2 protein-coding genes are annotated in these 2310 nt (G+C 64.1%); both read right to left on the bottom strand.

The annotated features are described in order from the left end of the window. A partial coding sequence (locus ABYB95_RS21880) for a propionate--CoA ligase (RefSeq protein ID WP_372661930.1) occupies positions 1-1724 on the bottom strand: 1724 nt, incomplete at its 3' end. A 158-nt stretch (positions 1725-1882) separates the two neighbouring features. Then, positions 1883-2310: isochorismatase family protein (locus tag ABYB95_RS21875; RefSeq protein WP_372661927.1), on the bottom strand; the 428-nt coding region annotated here is incomplete at its 5' end.

Raw genomic sequence — 2310 nt, 5'->3', positions numbered from 1 at the left:
TGCTGGTCGACCTGTTTCATCACCTCGCCCTCGAGCTTCAATTGCGAGGCCTCGTCGGCATAGCTGGCAGCGTCTTTGACCACGGCAAACGCCATCGCCACCTGGCCCTTGAGCTGGTCGGCCACACCCACCACCGCCACCTCGGCAATCGCCGGGTGGCTGGCAATGCTCTCTTCGATTTCGCGCGTGCCCAGCCGATGCCCCGCCACGTTGATCACGTCGTCGGTGCGCCCCAGGATGAAGAAATAGCCGTCTTCATCGCGAATGCCCCAGTCGAAGGTGGAATACACCTGCTTGCCGGGCACGCTGGTCCAGTAGGTCTTGACGAAACGCTCGTCATCGCCCCAGATGGTCTGCATGCAGCCTGGCGGCAAAGGCCCTTCAATGGCCACTACACCCTTCTGGTTGGGGGCCGTGAGCTCCTCGCCGGTCTGGTCGTCCAGCAGCTTCACGTCGTAGCCGTATACCGCCTTGCCGGGCGAGCCGAATTTGCTGGTTGCGGGTTCCACCCCGTTGCACAAGGACAGGATCGGCCAGCCGGTTTCGGTTTGCCAGTAGTTGTCGATGACGGGTTTGCCCAGTTCGCCCGCGATCCACTGGGCGGTGGACTCGTCCAGCGGCTCGCCGGCCAGGAACAGCGCCTTGAGGCTGGACAGGTCGTAGCGCTTCATGAACGCGGCGTCGTACTTTTTGAGCACGCGCACGGCGGTGGGCGCGCTGAACATGACCGTGACCTTGAACTTCTCCACCAGACTCCACCAGATGCCGGCGTCCGGCCGGATCGGCAGGCCCTCGTACATGATGGTGGCCATGCCGGCGATCAAGGGGCCGTACACAATGTAGCTGTGCCCCACCACCCAGCCGATGTCGCTGGTGGAAAAATAGGTCTCGCCCGGCTGGCCCATGTAGATGTGCTTCATGGACGCGGCCAGGGCCACGGCGTAGCCACCGGTGTCGCGCTGCACCCCTTTGGGCGTGCCTGTGGTGCCGCTGGTGTACAAGGTGTAGCTGGGGTGCGTCGCATCGACCCACTCGCAAGGCACCACCGTCTCCAGGTGCCGAAGGCGGGCGGCCGCATAGTCCACATCCCGCTCGGCCACTTGGGTCATCTCCGCCAGCCCCCGATCGACCAGCACCACCTTTTGCGGTTTGTGCGTGGACAGGCGGATCGCCTCGTCCAGCAGCGGCTTGTAAGCCACCACCTTGCCAGCGCGGGAGCCGGCGTCGGCGCTGACGATCACCACGGGCGAAGCGTTTTCGATGCGGCTGGCCAGACTGACGCTGGCGAACCCGCCGAACACCACCGAATGCACGGCACCGATGCGCGCGCAGGCCAGCATGGCGAACGCGGCCTCGGGGATCATGGGCATGTAAATCAGCACCCGATCACCTTTTTTCACCCCCTGCTCCAGCAGCACGGCCGCCATGCGCTGCACTTCCGCATGCAGCTCGGCAAAGCTGTAAATGCGCTCCACGTCGGTCTCGGTGGACACAAAGATCAGGGCGTTTTGGCTCGCCCGGTCCTTGAGGTGCCGATCCACCGCGTTGTGGCACAGGTTGATCAAGCCGCCCTCGAACCAGCGCGCAAACGGCGGGTTGTCGTGGTTGCAAACCCGGTCAAACGGGCGGTGCCAATCCACCCATTGCGCTTGCTCGGCCCAGAAGGCGTCGCGGTCCGTGATCGAGCGGTTGTGGAATGCGCTGTAGGAAGTGGCTGAACTCATGCGGGTCTCCTCGGGTTTTAGGATGTGCTGCTTTGAACGCCCCAGGGAGTCGCTCAAACTGAATTCATAATTATGAGAACCAGACTTGCGGGAGTCTGACGCCGTCACATCGGCGCAACCCGGCCTTGCCCCGGGCCCGCCGCCAACCACCCATTACTTCACTTGATGAGGGCGTGCACGTCTTTGAACGCCGGGTGCTCGGCCGTTCGCAGCCACTCGAAAACCACCATCTCGGTGGTGACCAGTTCGGCGCCTGCGCTCGCCAGCCGATCCAACGCGGCGTCGCGGTTGCGTTCGGTGCGGGAGCCACAGGCATCCGTCACCACCCACACGTCCACCTCCTGCTCCATCAACTCCAGCGCGGTCTGCAACAGGCACACATGGGCTTCACAGCCCGCGATGACAACGGTCTGGCGCTCCGCCACTTGAGCGGTTTGGGGTTTTTGCAGGTGTTTGGGCAGGCTACGGGCGTTGCCAGCCGCCGGACGCGCGGCAGGACGCAGCCAATCCAGCAGCCCTTCAGACGCGGCGCTGAAATGCATTTTCGACAGCGTCCGCTCGCACAGCGCCCGCAAGGCGGGCGCAT

Origin of the sequence: Hydrogenophaga sp. (genome assembly GCF_041633695.1) — a bacterium.
In the GTDB taxonomy this organism is placed as follows: Bacteria; Pseudomonadota; Gammaproteobacteria; order Burkholderiales; family Burkholderiaceae_C; genus Hydrogenophaga.
Note: the sequence above shows the minus strand (reverse complement) of the source record. Positions and strands in the feature narration are given on the sequence as shown.